The sequence below is a fragment of the Candidatus Eisenbacteria bacterium genome (genome assembly GCA_035577985.1).
Taxonomy (GTDB): Bacteria; Desulfobacterota; Binatia; order DP-6; family DP-6; genus DATJZY01.
Genome location: DATJZY010000024.1, coordinates 1 through 16484 on the forward strand (window position 1 = coordinate 1; position 16484 = coordinate 16484).

Annotated in this window: 24 protein-coding genes and 1 pseudogene; 1 reads left to right on the top strand and 24 read right to left on the bottom strand. The window is 70.9% G+C overall.

Annotated elements, in window-relative coordinates:
* The 24 genes and pseudogenes from VMS22_03105 to recA all read right to left on the bottom strand — a co-directional run.
* On the bottom strand, window positions 1–208 hold a 208-nt coding region (locus VMS22_03105; protein HXJ33002.1), incomplete at its 3' end, for a Sir2 family NAD-dependent protein deacetylase.
* 197 nt (window positions 209–405) lie between these two features.
* Window positions 406–801, bottom strand: coding sequence for a peptide-methionine (R)-S-oxide reductase MsrB (msrB, locus tag VMS22_03110; protein HXJ33003.1), 396 nt, complete (start codon window positions 799–801; stop codon window positions 406–408).
* Window positions 802–824: 23 nt separating this feature from the next.
* Window positions 825–2036, bottom strand: coding sequence for a cytochrome P450 (locus tag VMS22_03115; protein HXJ33004.1), 1212 nt, complete (start codon window positions 2034–2036; stop codon window positions 825–827).
* Window positions 2037–2100: 64 nt separating this feature from the next.
* Window positions 2101–2736, bottom strand: a complete 636-nt coding sequence (locus tag VMS22_03120) for an SGNH/GDSL hydrolase family protein (protein ID HXJ33005.1) — start codon at window positions 2734–2736, stop codon at window positions 2101–2103.
* Between the two features lie 5 nt (window positions 2737–2741).
* Complete coding sequence (locus VMS22_03125; protein HXJ33006.1) at window positions 2742–3200, bottom strand: SAM-dependent methyltransferase; 459 nt, start codon at window positions 3198–3200, stop codon at window positions 2742–2744.
* A gap of 10 nt (window positions 3201–3210) precedes the next feature.
* Window positions 3211–4035, bottom strand: a complete 825-nt coding sequence (locus VMS22_03130; protein ID HXJ33007.1) for an isocitrate lyase/phosphoenolpyruvate mutase family protein — start codon at window positions 4033–4035, stop codon at window positions 3211–3213.
* Between the two features lie 22 nt (window positions 4036–4057).
* Window positions 4058–5035 (bottom strand): SDR family NAD(P)-dependent oxidoreductase, encoded by a 978-nt coding sequence (locus tag VMS22_03135; GenBank protein ID HXJ33008.1) that lies wholly within the window; start codon window positions 5033–5035, stop codon window positions 4058–4060.
* The gene (locus tag VMS22_03140) at window positions 5025–5423 is read right to left on the bottom strand and encodes a hypothetical protein (GenBank protein HXJ33009.1); all 399 of its coding nucleotides are present in this window, start codon (window positions 5421–5423) and stop codon (window positions 5025–5027) included. Before VMS22_03140 ends, VMS22_03135 begins: the two co-directional genes overlap by 11 nt.
* Window positions 5420–5818, bottom strand: coding sequence for a hypothetical protein (locus tag VMS22_03145; GenBank protein HXJ33010.1), 399 nt, complete (start codon window positions 5816–5818; stop codon window positions 5420–5422). Before VMS22_03145 ends, VMS22_03140 begins: the two co-directional genes overlap by 4 nt.
* Window positions 5815–6891, bottom strand: coding sequence for an HAD-IA family hydrolase (locus tag VMS22_03150; protein ID HXJ33011.1), 1077 nt, complete (start codon window positions 6889–6891; stop codon window positions 5815–5817). Before VMS22_03150 ends, VMS22_03145 begins: the two co-directional genes overlap by 4 nt.
* 88 nt (window positions 6892–6979) lie before the next feature.
* Complete coding sequence (nthA, locus tag VMS22_03155) at window positions 6980–7585, bottom strand: nitrile hydratase subunit alpha (GenBank protein ID HXJ33012.1); 606 nt, start codon at window positions 7583–7585, stop codon at window positions 6980–6982.
* Window positions 7582–8208 (bottom strand): nitrile hydratase subunit beta, encoded by a 627-nt coding sequence (gene nthB, locus VMS22_03160; protein HXJ33013.1) that lies wholly within the window; start codon window positions 8206–8208, stop codon window positions 7582–7584. Before nthB ends, nthA begins: the two co-directional genes overlap by 4 nt.
* A gap of 12 nt (window positions 8209–8220) precedes the next feature.
* A pseudogene (locus tag VMS22_03165) lies at window positions 8221–8427 on the bottom strand (GNAT family N-acetyltransferase).
* A gap of 24 nt (window positions 8428–8451) precedes the next feature.
* The gene (locus VMS22_03170) at window positions 8452–8928 is read right to left on the bottom strand and encodes a GNAT family N-acetyltransferase (GenBank protein ID HXJ33014.1); all 477 of its coding nucleotides are present in this window, start codon (window positions 8926–8928) and stop codon (window positions 8452–8454) included.
* A 1-nt stretch (window position 8929) separates the two neighbouring features.
* Window positions 8930–9427, bottom strand: a complete 498-nt coding sequence (locus tag VMS22_03175; GenBank protein ID HXJ33015.1) for a hypothetical protein — start codon at window positions 9425–9427, stop codon at window positions 8930–8932.
* 39 nt (window positions 9428–9466) lie between these two features.
* The gene (locus VMS22_03180) at window positions 9467–10036 is read right to left on the bottom strand and encodes a VTT domain-containing protein (GenBank protein ID HXJ33016.1); all 570 of its coding nucleotides are present in this window, start codon (window positions 10034–10036) and stop codon (window positions 9467–9469) included.
* Window positions 10018–10854, bottom strand: a complete 837-nt coding sequence (locus tag VMS22_03185) for an oxalate:formate antiporter (GenBank protein ID HXJ33017.1) — start codon at window positions 10852–10854, stop codon at window positions 10018–10020. The genes VMS22_03180 and VMS22_03185 overlap by 19 nt, the downstream gene beginning before the upstream one ends.
* Window positions 10851–11201 (bottom strand): DUF952 domain-containing protein, encoded by a 351-nt coding sequence (locus tag VMS22_03190; GenBank protein ID HXJ33018.1) that lies wholly within the window; start codon window positions 11199–11201, stop codon window positions 10851–10853. Before VMS22_03190 ends, VMS22_03185 begins: the two co-directional genes overlap by 4 nt.
* A gap of 10 nt (window positions 11202–11211) precedes the next feature.
* Window positions 11212–12027, bottom strand: coding sequence for a phytanoyl-CoA dioxygenase family protein (locus VMS22_03195; GenBank protein ID HXJ33019.1), 816 nt, complete (start codon window positions 12025–12027; stop codon window positions 11212–11214).
* 4 nt (window positions 12028–12031) lie between these two features.
* The gene (locus VMS22_03200; protein ID HXJ33020.1) at window positions 12032–12487 is read right to left on the bottom strand and encodes a VOC family protein; all 456 of its coding nucleotides are present in this window, start codon (window positions 12485–12487) and stop codon (window positions 12032–12034) included.
* 63 nt (window positions 12488–12550) lie between these two features.
* Window positions 12551–13294, bottom strand: coding sequence for a DUF2071 domain-containing protein (locus VMS22_03205; GenBank protein ID HXJ33021.1), 744 nt, complete (start codon window positions 13292–13294; stop codon window positions 12551–12553).
* Window positions 13294–13782, bottom strand: a complete 489-nt coding sequence (locus VMS22_03210; protein ID HXJ33022.1) for a regulatory protein RecX — start codon at window positions 13780–13782, stop codon at window positions 13294–13296. Before VMS22_03210 ends, VMS22_03205 begins: the two co-directional genes overlap by 1 nt.
* On the bottom strand, window positions 13745–14896 hold the full coding sequence (locus VMS22_03215; protein ID HXJ33023.1) for a type IV pilus twitching motility protein PilT: 1152 nt from the start codon (window positions 14894–14896) through the stop codon (window positions 13745–13747). Before VMS22_03215 ends, VMS22_03210 begins: the two co-directional genes overlap by 38 nt.
* A gap of 6 nt (window positions 14897–14902) precedes the next feature.
* Window positions 14903–16000: a recombinase RecA gene (gene recA / locus VMS22_03220; protein ID HXJ33024.1), complete on the bottom strand. Its 1098-nt coding sequence runs from the start codon at window positions 15998–16000 to the stop codon at window positions 14903–14905.
* Window positions 16001–16252: 252 nt separating this feature from the next.
* Between recA and VMS22_03225 the strand changes: the two genes are divergently transcribed.
* Window positions 16253–16484: hypothetical protein (locus VMS22_03225; protein ID HXJ33025.1), on the top strand; the 232-nt coding region annotated here is incomplete at its 3' end.

The window sequence follows — 16484 nt, forward strand, 5'->3', positions numbered from 1 at the left end:
CCTTGTACCGCCAGTAGCGCTCGCGGTCGGCTTCGGACGCGAGGAACTCCTGGATCGTCACCGGCCGGTACCGGGACCACCGTCCACCCGGCGAGCGGAAGTCGGGAATGCCGGATGCGGTCGAGAGGCCCGCGCCGGTGAGCACGACGACGGAGCGGCATGCGCACCACGCGGCGGCGAGACGGGCGACGGGGGTCACGACGAGCATCCCAATGCCTCCGACGAGGCGGGGGGTACAAGCGGCCCCGCCCGCACACGCGAACAATCTCGTCACACAAGCCGTGTAGGTACTCCGCGCAGCAGCGATGGTTGAAGCCGGCGACCCGGGGCTCGGCATCGTGCTCGTGCCGGCCGGCGCGCTGCTCCTGCTCGGCGCGATCGCGCTGACGGGGTTCTGACCGCGGCTCAGTCGCGCTTGCGCAGGTCGAGCGACACCGAGTTCATGCAGTAGCGCTCGCCGGTCGGCTGCGGGCCGTCGGGAAAGACGTGGCCCAGGTGGGCGTCGCAGGCGGCGCAGAGCGCCTCGATGCGGCGCATCCCGTGGGACGTATCCTCTTCGGTCTTCACGGCGTCGGGCGAGACCGGCTTCCAGAAGCTCGGCCAGCCCGTGCCGGAGTCGAACTTCGTCTTCGCGTCGAACAGGGGCGCTCCGCAGGCCGAGCAATGGTACGTGCCGTCGTCCTTGGTGTTCCAGTACTTCCCCGTGAACGCGCGCTCGGTGCCCTTCTGGCGGCACACGGCGTATTGCTCCGGCGTGAGCTCGCGCCGCCACTCCTCGTCCGACTTCGTGACCTTGGCCATGTGGGAACGTCCTCTCTCTTCTCTCACGCCGGCTCGAGGGCCAGCGGCAAGCTCGTGACACCGCGAAAGACGATGCTCGGATGCATGGGCAGCGGGCGATCGTCGATGCGGCGGAAGCTGCGCGTGCGCGCCAGCAGCACGCGCAGCGCGACCTCGGCTTCGAGCGTCGCGAGCGCCGAGCCGAGGCAGTAGTGCGGCCCGAAGCCGAACGAGATGTGGTTGTTCTTCTGCCGGCGGACGTCGAACGCCTCGGGACGCTCGAAGACGCCCTCGTCGCGGTTGGCCGCCCCGAGCCAGCAGAGCACGAACTCGCCCGCCGGGATGGTCGTGCCCTGGATCACGACGTCGCGTGTCGCGATGCGCGGGTCCATCTGCACGGGTGACGCGAAGCGCAGCACCTCTTCGATCGTACCCGGCACGAGTGACGGATCGGCGCGCACGGCCGCGAGCTCCTTCGGGTGCGCGAGCAGCTCGATCGCCGTGTTGCCGATGAGGTTCGTCGTGGTCTCGTTGCCGGCGACGAGGAGCAGGATCAGCATCGCGAGCAGCTCGTCGAACGACAGGCGCGATCCTTCGAGCTCGGCGGCGACCAGCGCGGAGAGGAGGTCGTCCTGCGGGCGGGCCCGCCGCTCCTCGATCAGCTTCACGAAGTACGCCTCGAACTCGGCGCGGATCTGCCGTTGCTGCGCCACCAGCTCGGGCGCGGGCGGCGCGAAGAAGATCGACCCGAGTGGCGCTACGAGCGCGTCGGACCACGCCTTGAACTGGGCACGATCGGCGGCCGGTACGCCCAGCATCTCGGCGATGACGATGACGGGCAGCGGATACGTGAGCGCCTCGACCAGATCGACCTCGCGCTTCTCGAGCGCGTCGTCGAGCAGCTCCTGGGCGATGGTCTCGACGCGCGGCGCGAGGCCGCGCACGCGCTTCGGCGTGAAGGCCTGGCTCACGAGGCCGCGCAGGCGCGTGTGCTGCGGCGGATCCAGCACGAGCATGCTGCGCGGGACGTCGTCGGGCTCGAACCCGGGCGGGGTCGGGAACTGGCTCGACCAGGTCTGCGGGTCGCGCAGGATCGCCTGGCAGTCGGCGTGGAGGAAGACGGAGGACAACGGCAGCCCCTCGTGGCGCCAGACCGGATGCTCGCGACGCGCGCGCGCGAAGAGCACGTAGGGGTCGCGACGGGTCGCTTCGTCGAACGGGTTGAAGAAGAACGGCTCGGTCGCGACGGCTTCCATGGGATCGCTCCTAGCAGGCGGCGGGGGCTCGCAGAAGGGCCCCGCCGTCGCCTTCGGCACCGCGCTAGAGGAGCGGCGCCACCACCCTGGCGAGCGCCTCCCCCAGCGCCACGTGCTGCTCGGCGTCCAGGTGGACGCCGTCGACGGTGCTCGAGGTCGTGACCGTGGCGGCGTCGAAGAAGCGGCACGCCTCCTCGGCGGCGACCCGCTCGTATGCCGCGGCGAGCCCCGCGCACTTGGCGTCGGCGCCGAGGAACTTGGGGGCCATGGGCCCGCGCGGCGTCCGGATCGGCGGCGGCGCCACGATCAGCACCTCGGGCGTGGGCATGCCGGGCTCGATCGGCGCGCGCCGGATGGCACGCACGATCGCCGCCAGACCCTGCGCCGATTGCCAGGCGTCGTGCGGGTGCACGGACTGGAAGTCGTTCGTCCCCAGCATGACGACGACGAGCGCCAGGGGCGAGTTGATCTCGATCCGCTGCTCGAGCCCGGCGAGCCCGTTGCGCCCGGGCTTGAACGGATCGTCCCACACCGTGCGCCGCCCGTTGAGGCAGTCCTCGATGACGCGCACGCGGTGCCCCGCGGCGAGGAGGTCCCGCTCCATCACGCCCGGCCATCGGCGCTCGAAGGGCTGGCGCCGGCGCGTGTCGGGGATGATGCCCCACGTGAGCGAGTCGCCGTAGACGAGGATCTGCTGCATCGCCGTCAGCGCCAGTAGCTGCGCATGAGCTCGTGCGACCAGGGCGGCTGGCGCACCTCGCCGCGCGGCAGGAACTCGACCATGACGGGCTTGACGTCCAACACGGGCGTCCCGTCGATCGCGTCGAGCCCGACGACCGTGAGCACGCGCCCGGCGCGCGCCGCCAGCTCGACGATCGTCGAGCCCAGGCGGTTCGGACGATCCTTGCCTCGCTGCGCGAAGATCCCGACGCGGGGCCACTCGCGGTTGCCGCGCGGATGTCGCGCGCCGCGCTCGACCTTGGTCTCGTCGACGCGGTCGAAGCAGAAGATGACCTCCAGGTGCGAGAACTCCTCGATGCCGTCGAGGCATTCGGGTGGGAACGTCTCGTCGAGCTCGATGCGGGCCCGCACGTCGCCCCAGTCGTCGTCGGTGAGATCGTTGCGGGCGCTGCGGACGTGGCCGATGGGCTGGAGCGCGATCATCGGGGTGACCTCATGGTGCGAGCATGGCGCTGACGTCGCGGTAGGAGACGGCCTGATCGGCGAAGGTGAACGTGCCCTGCTCCTTCATCTCGCGCGCGGCGCGCAGGAAGGCGCCGAGCGCGGCGCGCGCGAGCGCGCTGCCGACGCTGATGCGCCGGACGCCGAGCGCGGACAGCTCGGCCAGGCCGAGCCGTGCGCCCTGCAGGCCCATCACCACGTTCACCGGCCGATCGACGGAGCGAATCACGGCCGCGATGTCGTCCCGGCTGGCGAGACCCGGCGCGTAGAGCACGTCTGCGCCCGCTTCCTGGTACGCCTGCAGCCGCGCGATGGTGTCCGCGAGATCCGGTCGTCCGTGGAGATGGTTTTCGGCACGCGCCGTGAGGGTGAAGGGGAACGGCAGCGCGCGCGCCGCCTCCACCGCGGCCCGCACGCGCTCGACCGCGAGCGCCTTCGGATAGATGGGATCGCCAGGGCGGCCGGTCGCGTCCTCGATCGAGCCGCCCACCAGACCGGTCGCGGCGGCGCGACGGATCGTCTCCGCGCAGGTCGCGGGGTCGTCGCCGAAGCCGTTCTCGAGATCCGCGCTGACGGGCAGCGGCGTCGCCGCGACGATCGTGGCGACGTGCGCGATCATCTCGTCGCGACCGACGGTGTTGTCGCGGCGTCCGACGGAGAAGGCGTAGCCGGCGCTCGTCGTCGCGAGGGCCTCGAAACCCATGTGCGCGAGGAGGCGGGCCGTGCCGACGTCCCACGGGTTGGGAATGATGAACGCGCGATCGCGCTGGTGGAGGGCACGAAATGCACGGCCCTTGTCCGCCTGAGTGGTCGACATCGAAACCCCCTTGTCCCGGCCGTCACGCTCGCGCGAGCGGTGACTCCGCCGGCGCGAGGCGGCTCATGCGTACGCTCTCGTCCCACAGCGCGCGCGCTCGATCCGTGTCGTACGACGCGTCCGACGAGGCCGCCTCGTGCCAGCGCGCGTGGGAGGGAAAGTATTTCCCCGTGACGGTGGCGAGCGCGGGATCGGTCACGAGGCGGGCAAGCGCCCGGCCGGACTTCCATGCCGGGTTGATGGTCGGCAGCACCGGCGAGAGCACCGTCGCCACGCCGGGAAGGATCCGGTTCCACGCGAATCGCAGCGCCGCCGGATAGTCGCGCGCGAGGCCCGAGCCCGGGACGAGACCCGGATCGTACGCGTTGACGGTCACGGCATGCTGGCCGTTCGAGATCCCGGCGGCCGCCATGCGTCGCACGAGTTCGTAGGTGAACCAGAGGTTGCAGAGCTTGCTGTTCACGTACGCGAGGCGGCCGTCGAATTCGCCCCTGCGGGGACCGCCGGTGGCCGCCAGCGTCCCGAGGTCCGTCACGTTCGCCTTCGGCATGCCCGTGCGGAGCTTCGGATCGTGCACGCCGGAGGCGACCACGACGATCCGTGCCGGCGCGTTCGCGCGCAGGCGTTCGAGGAGCAGGTTCGTCAGCAGGAAGTGGCCGAGGTGGTTCACGGCGAACGTGATCTCGAACCCGTCGGGCGAGAGCTGCGGGCCGCGGCTCACCTGCAGGCCCGCATTGCAGACGAGCGCGCGGAGCCGCAGATCGGAAGCATCGAGCTCGTTCGCGAAGCGGCGCACCGATTCGATCGAGCCGAGGTCGAGGCCGGCTTCGGCGACCGCGTCGGCCCCGCTCTCGGCGGCGATGCGACGCACCGCTTCGACGGAGAGGGCGCGGTTGCGGCTCGCGATGAGGACGTGCCGGCCCTCCCGTGCGAGCTGGCGCGCGCACTCGAAGCCGATGCCCGAGTTGCCGCCGGTGACGAGGACCGCGTCACGCGGCATGCGTCGACGCCTCCGGAACGCCGATGCCCGCGAGCCACGCGAGGAACAGCACGCCGAACACGACGTCGCCGCTCGCCACGAGGACGGCGCGCGCCGGCAGCGCGCCTGCGAGCCAGTACGTCACCACGAGCGCCACGAACGAGAGCTTTCCGATCGCCGCGATCGTGATGAAGATCCGGTCGGCCCGGCCCACGGCGGCCGACCAGAGGTAGCCCACGCCGAACAGCAGCACGAACAGGCTCGAGGTGGCGAGGTAGAGCGGCTCGCCGTCCGGAAAGCCCGCCACCGCGCGAAGCGCCTGGCCGGAGGGCGCAAAGGCGAAGGCGGCGCCGACGTTCATCACGCCGGTCGCCCAGAGGGCGTTCCGCATCCAGCCGGATAGCGTCATCCCGTCGTCACCTTTTCCTCGTACGCCGTGCAGAGGAGAATCCGCCAGCGACCACCTTCGCACCGCAGGTTGTAGGCCGTCCGGAACCGCCACGGCGACAGCCCTTCCCGGTGATGGACCGTCCACAGCACGTTCGCGAATGCATGCCGAGGCGGCTGCTCCAGGATGTCCAGCGGCTCGCACTCCGCCCCGGCGAAGCCGAGCGTGCGGTAGAGGTTGCAGAGCGCCGTGATGTTCTTGTGGACCTGCGCGGCATCGCTCCAGACCGTGTAGCCGTCGTTCGTCGACAGCGTGGCGGGCGTGCAGAAGTGGCCGACGATGGCGTCGACGTCCAGGCGGTTGAACGCCTGGCGATAGGACTCGAAGAACTCCCGGATCGCGATCGGCTCGCTCATCCGTCCTGCCAGAAGCGATCGCACGAGGCCTGGTCCGAGAACGCCGACCAGATCTCGACGCACCGCTCGCCCGCCATCCGCCACACGACGCACACCTCCTGGTCGACGCTCCGGCCGCGCCGGCGGGCGGCGAACCGCTCGATGGAGAGGACGTGCTCGCCCGATCCGACCACGTTGCGGAGACGGACCGCCGGAGGCCCGTCGCACGAGAGGGCCGCGCGGGCCGTTCGCTCGAAGACCTCCGACCGCCCGCGCAGCGTGCCGCCACCCAGATGCCGGCCGGGGAGGTGATAGACGACGTCGTCGGAAAGAAGATCGCCGAGGCTACGCCGGTCACCGGCCGCGAACGCCTGGTACGCGTCCCGCAGGCGCACGACCGCTTCGGGGGGATTCCCTCTCGCGCCCGCGTCCGCGCCGGACTCGAGCAGCGCGGGCAGCTCCGCCATCGTCCCGAAGACGGCCGCGCCGGCCCGTGCGAGAGCCTCGGCGTCCTCATCGGCCGCGTAGCCGAACACGGTCATCCCGGCGGCGACCGCGGCGCGAACGCCGCTCTCCGAGTCCTCGACGACGGCGCAGCGCGACGGCTCCGCGCCCATGGCCGCCGCCGCGTAGAGGAAGAGGTCCGGAAGCGGCTTTGCGCGCGGCACCATCGATGCCGTGAAGGCACGCGCGCCGAAATATCGCTCGAGGTCCGTCACCGCCAGCGCCAGCTCGACGCGGACCTTCGGCGCCTGCGAGGCGACGCAGGTGGGGATCTCGCGAGCCGCCAGACGGTCGAGCACCGAGCGCACGCCCGAGACGGCGCGCAGATCCCGCACGAAGCCGAGCGCGATCAGCATGCCCCAGTCGTAGAGCCAGCCCGCCGGGAGCGTCGCCCCGCGCGCCGACTCCGCGATGGCGACGATCTCCGCCACGGTTCGTCCCTTGAACGCCGTCCGCGCCTCGTCGGGCGAGACGTCGAGCCCGACCTGCGAGAAGAGCCGCGACTCGATCCGGTTGATCAACCGCTCGCTGTCGACGAGCACGCCGTCGCAGTCGAAGATCACGAGATCGAACGGTCGACTGGGCGTCATCGGGCGGATCCGTCACCGCGAGCCCGCGAGGCCATGCTGCAGAGTCGCCCCGCGATCGACCCAACACAAGGCGACGCGGCCGGTCCGGTCACGAGCGAGGGACGTCCACGCGCGCAACCCCGATCATCGCCTCGCGCGTGACGATCGCGGCGAGCCGCTCCTCGCTCCACCCCTCGGTGCCGGCCGGCCGGAGCGGCAGCACCATGTAGCGCGTCTCACCGCTCGTGTCCCACACGCGCACGGCGACGTCCTCGGGGAGATCGAGGCCCATCTCGGCGAGGAGGGTCCTCGACTCGCGCACGATGCGGGCGCGGTACTCCGGGCTCTTGTACCAGTCGGGCGGCAGGCCGATGACGGACCACGCCGTGCAGGAGCACTGCGTGCAGACGATGACGTTGTGCAGGGTCGGCGTGTTCTCCAGCACGACCAGGTACTCGCTGGTGGGCGGCGCGATGCCGAGCTCCGCCGTCGCCGCCGCACCGTCCGCGAGCAGTCGCGCGCGATAGCCGGGATCGGTCCACGCGCGTGCGACGACGCGGGCGCCGTTCTCCGGACTGAACTCCTGACGCGTGCGGGCCACCGTTTCGTCGAGGAAGCCATCGGGCACGAGCCCCCTCGTAGACAGGGCTTCCTCGACCGCCTGCGCACGCTTGGCGACGGGTGCCGGGGCGATCGGGTGACGCGGATCGCTCACGACGCCCTCGCGAGGTAGCTCTCCCACAGATCGACGATCACGGTCGCGCGGCTCCCCGCGTCCTCCCACAGATCCTCGGCCGGGAACTCCACGTGATACGCATGCTCCTTGTGCGCGCGTAGGCCGTGGCCTGCCGCGTCCGGGAAGAGGAAGCGCCGCACGACGCGGAGCACGACGCCGCGCCGCCCGCGCACGTAGCGCGGAGCGCGCGTGTGCCCGCGCGGATGGACGTCGCGGACGAGCACGGTGTCGCCGACGGCGAAGCGCGGTCCCTCGCCGGGCGCGTCGGCGGTCCGTCCGGGCGCCGCGGGCCGCGAGAGCGGAAACGGTCCGCCCGCGCGCGCCTCCAGCTCGTCGCGCGTGACGACGCCCTTCTCGACGAGCAGCGTGGCGACGCCCGTGAGCCATCGCTCGTAGTACGACGCAGCGAGATAGTGTGCGGGATCCATGCGCTCGACGGCGTGCCGGTACTCGTGCACGTTGTATGCGCGCAGGACGCCGATGCCGAGGAAGTTGAGCGCGAACGCGCGCGCCTCCCAAGGCTCGTGGAACACCGGCTCGTTGGGCTCGACCTCGACGGCGCCGAAGCCACCCATCCCGCCGAGATCGTGGACGCCGTCCATGCGTCGCCGAGCCTAGCTCGTCAGCTCGAGCCGAAACAGGGGGAGCAACCGCCCCGGGATGCTGGTGGACGGCTGCCAGCCGACCTGCCGCGCCCCGCAGGCCTCGTAGAAGCCGGCGGCATTGGGATCGCCCTGGATCACGAGCACCCGGCGTCCCAGCCGGCGCGCCTCGGCGCAGGCGTGGGTCACGAGCACTTGACCCACGCCGCGGCGCAGCTCCGACGGCTCGACGAGCCGCTCGGATCATGACCTGGAGAGGAGCTTCACCGAGACGAGCGCCGGATTCTCGGGGCCCCACAGCGCCGGCGTTTCGAAGACCGGCTCGAAGCCGAGCGCGAGGTAGAACGCCCGCGTGCGCGCGTAGAAGGGATCCGGATGCGAGGGCGCGAGGGTCTTCACGTGGAGCACGGCGAAGCCTCGCGCGCGCAGCCAGGCCTCGCAATGCCGCACGAGCGCGCGACCGACGCCGCTCCGATGCTGGTCCGGACGCACGGCCATGACCTCGAGCTCGGCCGAGCGCTCGAAGTGGGGGCGGAGGCTCGCGAAGCCGACGACGTCGCCGTCGCGCAGGGCCACGAACGCGGGAAGCTCGCGCAGACCCTGGAGATAGGCGGTGTTCGACTCCGGGATGCCGAACCAGTCGGGCAACGCTCCGAGGATCGCCGTGCAGGCGGCGTGATGGCGCTCCTCGAACGGCACGATGGAGACTGCGCCGGCCACGTCAGGCTCCGTCCATGCCCGTCACGCGCACGCCGCGAACCGCGGCGCCGCAGGCGACGATGCCGAGCGCCGTGCGCCCCCAGTGCCACGAAGCCCATCGTGCGAGCTCCGAGCCGACGCGCTCCGGCTCGACCGTGCCGGCGGCGAACGAGGCGTTCACCTCCTGGAAGTAGATCGGGAACGCGGCGAGGATCGCGACCGCCAGCACCGTCGACGCGAGGAACCAGCCGCTCGCGGGTCGTCGTCGCGCGAGGTGCAGCGCGCTCGCCGCGAGCGCGAGCGCCGCGCCGGCGATCTCGAGGGGACCGAAGAAGTCGAACAGACGCATCGCGTTCGACGCGTACCATTGGAGGAAGGATGCGGGCGGGAGCGAACGCCACCACGGCACCAGCACGGCGCCCTCGGCGAGCATGGCTCCCGCGGAGAGCCCGAGCACGACGGCCGTCGTCTCGCCGAGGCGCGTCGCGATCGCATCGAGGACCGTCTTCGGCTCAGCCATGGGCGACCTCTATCACGTCGCCGCGCGATCGTTGATGGCTCAGCTCCCGCGCGACGCCGTCACCATCCGCCGCGCGACGAAGCGCCGCGCCAACGCCACCCCGAGCGCGGCGACGGCGGCTCCGAGGAGCCACATCTCGACACGACGGACGTTCCCGACCAGCGCCGCGGCGCTCTGGCTGAAGGCATAGCCGAGCGACGCGAAGGCGATGGCGTAGAGCATGCACCCGACGACGTCGAAGGCGAGGAACCGGCCGTAGGGGAGCCCGCGCACGCCCCAGAACACCATCGACGCCGCCCGCGTCCCGTAGACGAAGCGCGACGCGACGACCTCGCGCGGCCCGAGCCACGTGGCGAGCCGCTCGACGGTGGGCTCGGCACGCTGATACAGCGCCGTGCCGCGTATCACGGCGGCGCCGCGGCGACCCACGGCGTAGAGCGTCGAGTCGCCGGCCATGCCGCCCAGCGCGCCAGCGGCGATCGCGGTCGAGAGATCGAAGTATCCCAGGTGCGCGACCACGCCCGCGAGGATGAGCGTCACCTCGCCCTCCACCGCGACGCCGACGAATACGGCGAGGGCGCCGTATCGCGTCAGGATCGCTTCGAGCATCGCGGCGGCAGCTCGAGAAAGGTCCGCACGGCGTCTTCCGCCTCGGCGCGGCGCACGAGCGTCGGGGGCGAGATCCGATCGCGCAGGTCGGCGTAGAGCGCGACGGTCGCCGCGAGCGCGCGCCGGCACGATGCAGCCTCGTGGGCGGGAACCGTCGCGCGCAGCTCGCCGGCGCGATCGGGCACGCTCTGCTCCACCCGTCGGACGCCGTTCGGCTGCGCGCCCGCCTCGGACAAGGCGAGCGGTCCCAGGACGTGCGCACGCACGAAGCCCAGTCCGTCGATCGCCTCGAACAGCTCGCCGCGCGCGATCTTCACTCCGAGGTAGTGCATCCACGGCCAGAACCGGTCCTCGATCCACTGCAGGTCCGGCGGCGGATACACGGCGCCGGTCTCCGACAGAACGGCCCGCACCTCCCCGGTGCGATCCCAGAGGATCGTCGGATCCTCGACGCGGTGTCGGAGCTCGCCGGTGGAGACGAACTTGAAATCGACGTGCAGCAGCGGGGACCCGTAGAGGCAGACGAGCAGGCGCAGCTCGCCGACGTGGTCGCCCGGGAATGCGACCAGCAGGGTTCCCAGCCGTCGTGCGAGGTCCTGCCCGCCCGCGAGGACGTCCGCGGCCGCCTCGGCGCGGGACACGACGACCAGGTCGAGATCGGAGTGCTCGTCGAGCACGCCGGCGATGAAGGATCCGCCCGCGGCGACACCCACGAGACGTGCGTCGGCGCGCAGCACTGGAAGCGCGCGCTCCAGGAACGCGCGGTGCGGCGGCGGCATGGCCGGCCACGCGTGCGCCGGCAGGATGAACTCGCTCATGTCCGGGGCACGGCTGCCGGAAGCTCGAAGCGGCCGTCGGCGTCGGGCCGCAGCGCGTGCACCGCCACCACGACCGAGATCGGAAGCGGGCCGTAGACGTGCGCGAAGAGCTCGCGCCCGCCGTCCAGGTTCTCGTCCACGACCTTGCACGGAATGCGCTCGCGATCGATCTCGAGCAGCACGAGATCGTCGCAGCCGCGATAGAACGCGTTCGCGACGGCAGCCACCTGCTCCGCGCGCGAGCAGTGGATGAACCCGTCCGCGGCGAACGCCCGTGGCAGGTACTCACCCGTGCGGGTCGCCGCTTCGGCCTCCGGGGCCGACGTGATGTGGTAGATGCGCGCCATCCGACGCGGCTCAGCGCTTGCCGCTGTAGGCGTCCCAGACCATGCCCGCGGCTGGCGCCCCCTCGTCGAGCAGCCGCTCCGGGCTCTGCTTGTCGATGTGACCCAGGAGGCCGTTGTAGACGCCATAGCCGACGAGCTGGCGCAGGCGCGGCGAGAACCCGCGCGCGACCTCGCGCGGGATGCCCAGCTGCTGGTTCTCCTGCTGCCGGATGAAGCCGGCGCAGTAATTCATGGCGATGCCGACGCGCCGGCGCGGCGAGCGGTTCGCGCCACCGCCGTGCCACAGGCTGCCGTGCCATACGAGCACGCTGCCCGCCGGCATCTCGGCCGCGATGCTGTCGTAGGACTGGAGGTAGATGGGCGAGTGGTCGCGGAGGTGCGATCCGGGGATGACGCGCGTCGCGCCGTTCTCCTCGGTGAAGTCGGTGAGCGCCCACATGGTGTTGCACACGGTGGGCACGTGCGGCTTCGGAATCGGGATCAGCTGGTCGTCGGCGTGGATCGGCTGCGCCCGTTCGCCCGGATCGATGCTGATCGAGGAGAGGGACGACACGAGACAGCCCGGATCGAGCACCCGCTCGACCAGCGGCAGGATCGCGGGGTGCACGGGGATCTGCTCGAAGAGCTTGCCGTGGACCAGGAGGTTGTAGATGCGCACCGTGTGGTGGCCCTCGAACGAGTTCTTCGCCGGTTCGATCTCGTAGTCGTGCTCGAGGCGTTCCAGCTCGGCGAGCAGCGCGCAGCGCAGCTCGGGCTCGATCGTGTTCTCGAGGATCGTGTAGCCGTCGCGGGCGATGCGCTCGGCGTGCGCGTCGAAATCGGGCATGAGGCTAGGCTCCCGGAATGTGGACGTACTCCAGCTTCAGGCCGTCGGGGTCGGCGAAGAAGACGGCGTAGTAGCCGCGCACGTACTCGGGGTACTCGCGCGGCGGGTCGAGGATCGTGACGCCGCGCGCGACGAGGGCGCTCGCGAGGGCGTCGACGTCGGCCCGGCTCGCGGCTGCGAACGCGATCTCGCACAGGCCGACGCGATCCTTGTGGAACGCATCGCCGGTGAAGCGTTCGTCCTGCTGCTTCAACCAGAAGCTGCCCGCCGGGCTCAAGTAGCCGGCTGAGCCCGTGTCGCCGAAGTCCCACGAGCCCTCGTACCCGAGCTGCGGCATGAGCCAGGCGTAGAAGTCGCGCGAGCGCGCGAGGTGCCGGACGTTGATGAACACGTGGTGCACGCGGCCCGGACCGGACGCGACCGCGGCAGTCGGCGGACAGCCGCAACCCGAGGGCTCCATGGCGCCTTCATAGCGGCGCTCCGGGGGTGACGCCATCCGGCGCGCCTCGCTGGCGCACCGGGGTCAGGCCGCGGTCACGGCAGGAGCGCAGCACATGTCCCGACGCTGGTGCCACTCGTGCTCGATGCCACGCATGAGAAGCGCGCAGTCGAACGTCGCCGAGCCCGTGGGAAACCGAGCCCGATCGTCGAAGAAGGAGGACGCAACCTGCTCGACGGCGAGCGGCTCGACGTGCCACTGCTCGCAGCGAAGCTCGAGACCCTGGTACGTCGCCGGGACGGCGGTGGGCGAATAGCCGAGCGAGCCGCTCTCGAAGAAGCGTGAGGCTTCGGCGACGGACCCGAAGATCGATCCGCGGGGCAGGTCGGCCGCCAGCCGGGTCACGACCGAGAGGTGCGCGGTGCCATCGTCGCTCTGCATCGAGAGGGCGAATCGCTCGGCCGTCTCCGACACTTCGAAGCGGGCGTGATGGTGGATGCCGGGGAAGAGCCGCCCGCCGAACGCCGCGTTCAGACGCGAGGTGGTGTCACGCCGCGGGATGTAGACGCCCTCCCGCACGTCGCCGCCGGCCGTCGTCCATTCGACCGCGATGCGATGCGCAGCGTTCTCGGAGCCGACACCGAGCCACGACGGCAACCCCACGGGTCGGATCGCGCGCAGGCGGATGAGGCAGATGCCGGCCACGCCGGAGCCCGCGAACACCTTCGGGCGGAACGGAGCCGGCAGAAGCGCCGCCAGCACGGCCGGATCGACCCGGAAGTTCACGAGCATCCGGCGGTCGATCACGCCGCGAATCGCCGGCAGCATCATTCGAGATCGCCCACGACGTCCGTGACCACGTTCTCCGGAAAGCCGCGGCCTGCGAGGAGCCGCCACGCCCCGGGCCCCGTCGCATGCGCGCGGGCGAGGACGCGACGCGCCCATGCGGCCTCGGGCTCGCCGTCGAGCGAGGCCTCGACGGCGGCGTCGACGAGTGCCTCGTCGAGCCCGCGCCCCGCGAGGTCGGCCGCGATCTTGAGGCTGCCGGCACCGCGGGCGCGCAACGCCCGCGCGCGCTCGTGCGCGAGGCGCTCGTCGCCGACGTAGCCGAGCTCGCGACAGCGCTCGACCGTCCGCGCGGCGGTGGCCTTCTGATAGCCGCGCGCCACGAGCCGCGCCTCGAGCTCGGCCTCGGTGCGTGGCGCGCGTGTCAGCAGGCGCGCCGCGACGTCGAGCGGCGTCGGCGTCGGGCGCGCCGCCGAAGGCGGTGTCGACGACCTAGAAGCGGTCGACCTTGATCGGCCCCTCGGCGTCACCTTCGTCATTCTTGTCGAAGTCGTCCCACCGCGAGTCGCTCGACGAGTTGATGCCGCGCGCCTTCAGGGCGAAGTCGTCGTGGTTCGTCGACTGGGCGAGGGCCTCTTCGAAGGTGATGTACCCCTCGCGCCACAGGCTCATCAAGGACTGGTCGAAGGTCTGCATGCCGTAGGCGCTGTAGCCCCGGGCGATGACGTCGCGCAGCTCGCGCGTCCGTTCGGGCTGCTGGATGCATTCCTTCACGAGCGCCGTCGACACCATGACCTCGGTCGCCGGCACCATGCCGGTGCCGTTCGAGCGCGGCACGAGACGCTGGCTGATGACGCCCTTCAAGATGCTGGCCAGGATGAGACGCGCCTGCGGCCGCGCGTGCTCGGGGAAGGCGGCGATCACGCGGGTGATCGTCTCGGTGGCGTCGAGGGTGTGCACCGTCGACATCACCAGGTGACCGGTCTCGGCGGCGAGGATGGCCGTCTCGATCGTCTCGATGTCACGCATCTCGCCGACCAGGATGACGTCGGGGTCCTGACGAAGCGCGCCCTTCAGACCGGCGGCGAAGGTCATGCAGTCGACGCCGATCTCGCGCTGCGTGATGATCGACTGCTCGTCGCTGTGCAGGTACTCGATCGGGTCTTCGATCGTGATCACGTGGCGGGCGGCGGTGCGGTTGATCTGGTCGATCATGGCCGCGAGCGTCGTCGACTTGCCGCTACCCGTGGTGCCCGTCACCAGGACGAGCCCGCGCCGCTCCTGCGCGATGCGCTCGATCACTGGCGGCAGGCTGAGCTCGCGGATGTGCCGCACGCGCGGCGGAATGAGGCGCAGCGCGGCTTGCAGCTCGCCACGCTGGTAGAAGACGTTCACACGGAACCGCCCGTACTCCGGGTGGCCGTACCCCAGGTCGACCTGGAGCTGCTTGGCGAGCTTCTCCCGATGGTAGTCGGTGAGCAGCTCGCCCGTGAGCGCGGCCATAGCCTCGCGGTCGAGGTTCGGATAGCCCTCGGCCGGCAGCAGTGTGCCGTGTACCCGAAGAATCGGCGGAACGCCGAACTTCAGGTGGATGTCGGATGCCCCGTGATTTACTCCCTCGGCGAGGATTGCATGCAGGTCCACGTCCCTCTATTCCTTCCCGCCCCTCCCTCGCCGAGCGACGTCCGCCGCTCGTCCACCCTCTGCACTGCCATTGTCACCCGACGCTGCCGGCACAGTGGCCGCGTCGGCCCTCAATCCGTGTTTCTCGCGAATCTTGGCCTCGATCTTGGCCGCGACGTCGCGATGCTCGCGCAGGAAGTCGCGCGCGTTCTCGCGGCCCTGCCCGATGCGCTCCCCGTCGTACGCGTACCACGCGCCCGACTTCTCGATGATGCCTTCTTCGGCGCCGATGTCGATCAGCTCGCCTTCCTTGGAGATGCCGACCCCGTACAGGATGTCGAACTCGACCTCGCGGAACGGCGGCGCGACCTTGTTCTTCACCACTTTCACCTTGGTGCGGCTGCCGATCACGTCCTCGCCGTGCTTGAGCGCGCCGATGCGGCGGATGTCGAGCCGCACCGAGGCGTAGAACTTGAGCGCGTTGCCGCCCGTGGTGGTCTCGGGGTTTCCGAACATGACGCCGATCTTCATTCTGATCTGGTTGATGAAGACGACGATCGTGCGGGACTTCGAGATGGTGCCCGTCAGCTTGCGCAGCGCCTGCGACATCAGGCGCGCCTGCAGGCCCATCTGCGGGTCGCCCATGTCGCCCTCGATCTCGGCGCGCGGCACGAGGGCCGCGACGGAGTCGATGACGAGGACGTCGATGGCGCCCGAGCGCACGAGCGTGTCGGCGATCTCGAGCGCCTGCTCGCCGTGATCGGGCTGTGAGATGAGCAGCTCCTCGGCGTTGACGCCGAGCTTCTTGGCGTAGCCGAGGTCGAGCGCGTGCTCGGCGTCGATGAAGGCGCAGATGCCGCCGCGCTTCTGTCCCTCGGCGACGAGCTGGAGCGCGAGCGTGGTCTTGCCCGACGACTCCGGTCCGTAGATCTCGACCACGCGACCGCGCGGCATGCCGCCGATGCCGAGCGCGATGTCGAGCCCGAGCGAGCCGGTGGGCAGCGCCGAAATGTCGGCGACCTGGCCGCCCTCCCCCAGCTTCATGATGGCGCCCTTGCCGAACTGCTTCTCGATCTGGCTGAGCGCGAGATCGATCGCCCGCTCGCGATTCACGTCGATACCCATGTCAGGTCCCTCCCCCGCACGCGGCACTTGCTATGTGATGTATGGCCCACTGTAGCGGGGCCCGGGGCGAGTCTCCAGCACCCCGCGATGCCTCTTTTCATGTATCGCCCTGGGGTGCCGGCGTGATCCGACCCGCCCGACCCCGCGCCATGCCCTGCGTCGCCAGCCTGGGCGTCTGCTTCCTTGCGACCTGCGGTTCCGTCCGTAGCCTCGATCCTAGAGGCTCGGATGCGTGGCGCGACGACGATGGGGATGCTCGGAGCACTGTGCTCCGTCCTGATCGTGGGCCAGGCCCACGGAGCGCTGACGACGCGCGCCCAATGCGTCGCGGCCTGCGCCACGTCGATCGACGCGTGCGCGACCAGCTGCGGCGCCCTGGTCGAGCTCGGGGCGACCTGCCCGCGAGCCAGCGTGAAGCGCTGCCGGCGTGGAATCATCAAACGCTGCCGGCACCAGGGGATCGCGAGCTGCATGGCTGCCACGT